The following is a 6,964-nucleotide window of genomic DNA, read 5'->3' on the forward strand; positions in this document are numbered from 1 at the left end:
AGTCCATATTGTGGCGCGATGATCAGTCAGGGCAATCTGTTTCTCGATGCAGAGGCCCCTCACCGCCGCCTGGCCAGGACATACAGCGGGCCTCTTCCGATTGCGAGGGACACGGCGATCAGGAAGCAGAGCATGACGAGCGGGACGCGGAGGGGGAAGTCGAGGAGTTCGTGGGCGGCGGTGGCCAGGAGTGCGGCGGCGGCGGCTCGGCGGATGATCCAGCGCGAGGGCGAGAGCCCGGCGAGGTCTTTGCGCCAGTCGCGCGCGGCGGCGACCAGTGCGCCCACCACCAGGAGTGCCCACACGCCCGCGCCGACCACGCCCCACTCTGCAAGGATTTCCAGGTAGTCGTTGTGGCTGTGGACGGGCACGAGGTCGAGCGGTCGGCGCGAGTAGCGGTTCAGCGCAGCTTCGATCCCGCCGGGGCCGAGCCCGATCAGTGGGGCCTGGCGCCAGCCGTCCATCGTGGCGGCCCAGTAACCGTAACGATCGTCGGTGCCGACGTCGGTGCTGCTGAATCGCAGCGAAAACTGGCTGAGGGCCGCGGCGCTGATCAGCAGAACGATCAGTCCTCCGGCAACGACGATCCCGACAACGGCTCGCGGACCCAGGCGCGCCGGGCGATGGCCGCCTCGGTTGCGCGTCCAATGGATCAAGGCTTCCAGCACGCCCCAGGCGAGCAGGACGCTGCCGCCCAGCAGAATGGACGCGCGCGAGAGGCTGAGGACCCAACCGACGAGCGCCAGCAGCACGAGGATCCCGAGCAGCATTGCCGGGTGGCGGCCGGTCCAGAACTCGTCGTGATCCGGTCGGCGTCTATTCCAGACGGCGATCAGCGCCGCGGCGGCCGGCAGGCAAAGCAGCAGCAGCGCGGCGTAGTGGTTCGGGTTCACGAGCGCGCCGCTGGCGCGGACCGCGTCGGAGAGGATGAACTGCAGCGCGCCCCAGAGGCCTTGGAAGAGGGCCGCGGCGGTCAGCGCAATGGTTAGTCGCAGCGCCGGGCCTCGGTGGCGAGCCAGCAGAAGCACCGCCAGGAAGAACCCGGCAAATGCAATGGCCAGTCGCAGTGTTTCGTTTGCCGCGAACGGCACGATTGCCAGCGGCAGTCGGGCGGGCAGGTCCGCACTGGCGGCCTCCACCGCGCCCCAGATTTCGGCACGATAGGCCGATCCGCTCAGGACCGTTGCGGCGGGCAGGCGGATATTCTGCAGGCCAATCCAGAGAACCGGCCAGCACACGGCCGCGGCAGCGAGGCGTTCGCTCCACGAGCCGTCCCGGGACCAGCGCCCGACCGCCAACCCCACGGCCGCCCAGGCGCCCAGCAGGCCGCCGCCCCACATCAGCCAGGCCTTCGCGGCGGGGGAGACGCCGCCGAACGAAACCATCGCGATGAGTAGCATCGCGTAAACGACGGCTTCGGCGAGGGCATCGCCGAGGCGCATCCAGCGCGGGCGTCGGTGAATGCGCGGCGGGCGGGAGGTTCGCCTACTCATCGGCGGCCTCCGGGCGAACGGCTCGCCATTCCAGGATCGGACGTTCGCCCTGATCCAGGTAACCTCGCTGGTCGCGCAAGAGGCTGATGCTCAGCACCGCACCGTTCGATTGCGGCGGCACGGTGATGGTCAAATCCTGCCAGTCGGCAATCTCATGGGATGCGTAGATGCGCAGCGGCTTTTCATCGCCGCCTCGCTCGACGGACAGAATGACGTCGGAGTTTGCAGGCGGCGTGACGCGCACTTCGGCCGTCACGCGGACTGCTGTTTCCGGCGGGGCGAGCGCGCGCAGGATGTTCCACTGGAATCGACGACCGAGGTTGCGATCCATCTCGATCACGGCGCGCGGTTCGGGATCGTGCTGCCACTCGACGCGAACGCCGGTCCCCTTTGGCGGCGGCTGCCAGCCCAGCGGCCGGGCTTCGTCCCAAGGGGAACTGTCATTCGTCAGCGGCTGAATGAGCCCTTTGCGCAGCTCGAACGGTGCGCCGGTTTCCTCCAGGTCACGCAGCCAGAGCTGCCGCGCTTCCTCGTACCGCAGTGGCACGAGGGCGCTGACGATCGTGCGATGCCGCAGCGCCGGATCGCTCAGCCATTCCGCCGGCAGCGCCTCTACGATGGATGCGAACGCGCCGGGGCCGTAGATGCGATCGATGGAATCGGCCAGGGCGGGGCGTTCCTTCGGGGGGACGGTGCTCAGGCCGAGAGCCTTGAAGGCTTGCTCGGGCGTGTCGCCCAGCACGGCTACTTCATCCAGTGCCTCCGCCAGTCGATTCGGGCCAAGGGCTGCCAGCTCGCGAGCGGCCTTGCGCGCATCCGCGGGCCGTCCGGCCAGTTCCCACAGGCGAATTGCCTGGCGCCGCCGGCGCGGATTAACCGGATCGAGGAGCGCGGCCTGCTCAAGCGCTGCCTGGGCCACGTCGATGCGGCCGGCGTAGAGTTCCGCCTCTGCGAGGCGCGTCCACAGAACCGACCGACGTGGATCCGAAAGTAGGCCGCGACGGAATTCCTCGGCCGCTTCGTTCGGGCGCGGGGGAAAGGCGTTGTCGAGCAAGGCGCGGCCGCGCTGGAGGCGGAATTCGGGGTTTGCAGAATTCCCTTCGTAGACCGCCAGTGTCGCCAACCCCTGGGCGCGGGCGTCGCGCCATTGGGCTTCCTGGCGGAAGTGAGTCGACGAACTCGCCGTCCATCCGATGAAACCCGCGGCCAGCACGATTCCCGCTGCGATGCGGACGATACGGATGGGTGTGGTTGAGGGCATGGGGGAGGCTTCGAGGAAACGCTACTCGGGATCGACCTCGCTGTCGTCTTCCGAGGCTCCCGGGCCGAGATCCAGCATGGATTTGTCGCCTATGTAGGTCTTGAAGGAAGGGTGGGCAAGGGAATCGATGTGGCGGATGACTTCGTGAATGCGTCCGGCCGCGCGCAGGATGGCCTGGATGTTCTCGCGCGTATCTTCGTCCTTCACATCGTGTAGCAACATTTCTGCGTATCCGGTGATAGCGTTCAGCGGATTGTTGATCTCGTGGTTGTACGTAATTGCCGTGCCGGCGATCGTGGCGATCTGCTCCGATTCGCGGCGCGCTTCCTCGGCGCGGCGGCGCTCGGTGACGTCGCTCTGAATCGCGACGAAGTGCGTGATGTTGCCTTCGGAATCGCGCACGGGCGAGATCTTCCACTCGCTTTCGAATTCCGAGCCATCCTTGCGATAGTTCTTCGTTACGCCGGAGTAGGGAAGTCCACGCGCCAGGTTGCGCGCCAATGTATCCAGCATTCCTGGGTCGGTGTCGGGGCCGCCCATGATACTGATGGGTTGACCGACCACTTCATCGGCCGTGTAGCCGGTCATGCGTGTGAAGCCTTCGTTGACGAAGACGATGCGCGGGCCGCCGCGAAGCGAAAGGTCCGCGGACGTGATGATGATGCCCTCGCTGGCATCGCGCACGGCGGCCTCGAGAACACGCAGGCGTTGTTCGACGCTCTTCAACTGCGTGATATCACGCGCGACGGCAATCATCCCCATCGGGTTTCCATCGGGGCTGAGTAACCGCGTCGTCGACATCAGTGCGGGGAACGTCGAACCGTCCTTTCGCACGTGAGAAATCTCGCCGGTGAATCCGCCCGTCTTCATCACGGACTGCATGCAGGGGCGAACCTGCTCTTCCATTTGCTCGGCCGTGTAGCAGATCGAAATGTGGTGGCCGATCAGTTCTTCCACGTCGCGGCCGTGCATTTGTGCCCACGCGTTGTTCGCAAACAGGAAGTGACCGTCGAGATCGTTGAGCGCGATTCCGTCGATGGATTGCTCGACGGAAATGGCGAAGCGACGGAGTTCTTCCTCCGTCTGCATGCGTTGCGTGCTGTCGTAGTAGACGATCGCAAGTTGAGCGTCGCCAAGTTTGAAAATGTAGTCATTGTGACAGTGCGTCAGCTTTCGGCCTTCGTACAATCGCGTCTGGTGATGGCGGGGCTGGCCGTCGCCGGCTACGGCCTGCATCTTATCGAAGAGACCGCTGCTGCGAACGTGGGGGAAGAGTTCCGAGACCGAGTGCCCGACCGTATTGCGGGCCGGCATGCTCTCGATGCGTTCGGCACCGCGATTGAATTCGCGAACCACGAACTGGGCGCCATCGTCCTGGATGTCGCACACGACGACACCGTAGTTCATGTGGTCGACGAGGCGCCGGATCCTGTCCTGCTCTGCCCGGGCGGCGCGCAGTTCCTCTTCCAACTCAGCCGCCTTGCGGCGCAGGGCTTCCAACTCGTCCATATCGTGTGTGGCCGGTTCCCGGTCCGACATTCGGCACCCGATTTCGTCGATCCGCATTCTCTCCCGCATCGCTCCCCTTAAACTCAACTAAACACCCCGATTGCAGGCGGGATCGCAACAGGAAACCCCCAAACGAACCAAGGCGGCTCCGGGAGGGAGCCGCCTTGGGGGAGATGGTCAGGTTTGGATTTCGGCTGTTACGGCGCCGGAGCCGAGAAGACCTCGACGCGTTCGACGAAGATCGATCCGCCGACCAGGACATTGTCTGCGCTCGGATCCGTCAACAGGTCGAAGGAGCACAGGAGTTCGCGTCCGACGCCCATGTTGACCGGGAAGAACACCATGTAGTCCTTCGGCCCATCGGTCGTCGGGACGTTGTCCGCGGTGCCCGTGGAAGCGATGTTCGTGTACTGGCTGACGCGGAAGAGCGACTCGTTCAGGCGCAGGCGGAACTCCGGCACCTGGTCCGGGTCGGCAATGTTGGTTCCGACCGAGTAGACCGCCCCGTAGAGGCGATCGGCCACGATGGGAACGTTGTTGGCCGGATCGATCGTCGATCCCCAGAAGCCGAACTGGAAGTCGCCCGTGTCCGCGATTTCGATGCCGAGGCGCGAGTTCGCCGAATCGTATGCGAAGGCCGGTTCGCTGAAGTTGCTGCCCATGGTGAACGAGTTCCAACCGTCCTGATCGCCCACGAAGTCGTAGACGCGTTCGGAGGTGGCGCCATCCAACAATGTGCTCGGCATCGGCTGGATCGTCACGTAGTCGAGCATCACCGTGGCCGTGGCCGAATCCAGTGGATAGAAGTTCAGCATGTCGAACTGGAACCGGAAGATCGGGCTGGTGGCAGACGGACGGAACAGCAACGTGTAGTCGCGTCCCGCGACGGTCGGGGAGAACGCGCCATCGTAGTGCGACTCGATCGAGAGCACTTCCGACTGCTGGCTGTTGTCGGCGGTTGTACGAACACGGATCTGCGGCACGAGGACCTGATCCGGCTCATCCGTCATCACCGTGTAGGTGGACGAGAAGATCGTCGACCCGATCGTTCCCATCAGCGGGATCGCATCGGCGTCGCGCGCCGGCTCGCCCGGGGCGACGATCTCGAAGGCCGGCGATTGCCAGATACCAACCTGGTTCACGTTCGTGTTCGCGGTCATGTCGAGCGTGCCCGGTTCTCCCGTCCGATTACCAAATGTCGGTGGCGGGAAGTCCAGGAAGCTGAAGGACTGCCAGCCCTCCGTATCGTCCACGAAATCGAACTCGATCGGCGTCGATGTCGGCGTCGGCGTCGGCGTGTCCGAAGGCGTGACTGTTGGCGTGGCCGTTGGTGTGCCTGTTGGCGTCAGCGTCGGCGTGGGAGTCGGCGTACTCGTCGGAGTATCCGTCGGCGTCGGGCTGATCGTGGCCGTGGGCGTTGGGGTTGGCGTGCTCGTGGGCGTATCGGTCGGTGTCGGACTGATTGTCGCCGTCGGTGTTGGCGTCGGCGTGCTGGTCGGGACATCCGTGGGAGTCACCGTAGGCGTCTCGGTGGGAGTCGCCGTCGGTGTATCGGTTGGCGTAGCCGTCGTCGTCGTGGGTGTGTCCGTCGGAGTCACGGTCGGCGTCTCAGAGGGCGTTGCCGTCGGCGTGTCCGAAGGCGTTGGTGATGGCGTATCAGACGGAGTTGCTGTCGGTGTGTCCGAAGGTGTCGGGCTTGGGGTATCTGATGGCGTAGGCGACGGCGTGGCCGTCGGGGTATCCGAAGGTGTTGGACTCGGAGTATCGGACGGTGTCGGAGACGGTGTGTCACTCGGGGTCGCCGTGGGCGTGTCCGAAGGTGTTGGCGACGGTGTGTCGCTTGGCGTCGGAGACGGCGTGTCAGACGGCGTGGCTGTGGGTGTGTCCGAAGGCGTCGCGGTGGGCGTATCGGACGGCGTCGGAGATGGTGTGTCACTCGGAGTCGCCGTGGGTGTGTCCGAGGGAGTGGGTGACGGAGTGTCACTCGGGGTCGCCGTGGGTGTGTCGCTCGGAGTCGGACTTGGAGTATCAGACGGCGTAGCCGTCGGTGTGTCCGAAGGCGTGGGCGACGGTGTATCTGACGGAGTAGCCGTTGGTGTATCCGAGGGGGTTGGGCTCGGAGTATCGCTCGGTGTCGGAGACGGAGTGTCACTCGGTGTTGCTGTGGGTGTATCCGAAGGCGTCGGGCTGGGTGTATCCGACGGAGTCGGGCTTGGAGTATCAGACGGCGTGGCCGTTGGCGTATCCGAAGGTGTTGGACTCGGAGTATCGGACGGTGTCGGAGACGGAGTGTCACTCGGGGTCGCCGTGGGTGTGTCCGAGGGAGTGGGTGACGGTGTGTCGCTCGGAGTCGGACTTGGAGTATCAGACGGAGTAGCCGTCGGTGTGTCCGAAGGCGTGGGGCTCGGAGTATCCGAAGGTGTTGGAGACGGAGTGTCGCTCGGCGTTGCCGTGGGCGTGTCCGAAGGCGTGGGGCTGGGTGTATCCGACGGGGTGGGCGATGGCGTATCGCTTGGCGTCGGACTCGGGGTATCCGACGGAGTGGCCGTCGGGGTATCCGAAGGTGTTGGGCTCGGAGTATCCGACGGTGTCGGAGACGGAGTATCGCTTGGCGTGGGTGACGGCGTATCCGAAGGCGTGGCCGTTGGTGTATCCGAGGGAGTGGGTGACGGTGTGTCGCTCGGAGTCGGACTTGGAGTAT

The 6,964-nt window shown here is 65.1% G+C and carries 5 protein-coding genes; 1 reads left to right on the top strand and 4 read right to left on the bottom strand.

From position 1 onward, the window contains the following. Nucleotides 1–59: 59 nt before the first annotated feature. From KQI84_18100 to KQI84_18115, 4 genes are all read right to left on the bottom strand, one after another. Nucleotides 60–1,493: an O-antigen ligase family protein gene (locus KQI84_18100; protein ID MCB2156794.1), complete on the bottom strand. Its 1,434-nt coding sequence runs from the start codon at nucleotides 1,491–1,493 to the stop codon at nucleotides 60–62. Then, complete coding sequence (locus KQI84_18105; GenBank protein MCB2156795.1) at nucleotides 1,486–2,754, bottom strand: hypothetical protein; 1,269 nt, start codon at nucleotides 2,752–2,754, stop codon at nucleotides 1,486–1,488. Before KQI84_18105 ends, KQI84_18100 begins: the two co-directional genes overlap by 8 nt. Before the next feature lie 21 nt (nucleotides 2,755–2,775). Next, complete coding sequence (locus KQI84_18110; protein MCB2156796.1) at nucleotides 2,776–4,320, bottom strand: PAS domain S-box protein; 1,545 nt, start codon at nucleotides 4,318–4,320, stop codon at nucleotides 2,776–2,778. A gap of 140 nt (nucleotides 4,321–4,460) precedes the next feature. Next, nucleotides 4,461–5,780 (bottom strand): hypothetical protein, encoded by a 1,320-nt coding sequence (locus KQI84_18115; GenBank protein MCB2156797.1) that lies wholly within the window; start codon nucleotides 5,778–5,780, stop codon nucleotides 4,461–4,463. Here KQI84_18115 and KQI84_18120 point away from each other — a divergent pair. Beyond that, a partial coding sequence (locus tag KQI84_18120; GenBank protein MCB2156798.1) for a hypothetical protein occupies nucleotides 5,770–6,964 on the top strand: 1,195 nt, incomplete at its 3' end. The genes KQI84_18115 and KQI84_18120 overlap by 11 nt on opposite strands.

Source organism: bacterium (assembly GCA_020444065.1).
Taxonomy (GTDB): domain Bacteria; phylum Sumerlaeota; class Sumerlaeia; order SLMS01; family JAHLLQ01; genus JAHLLQ01.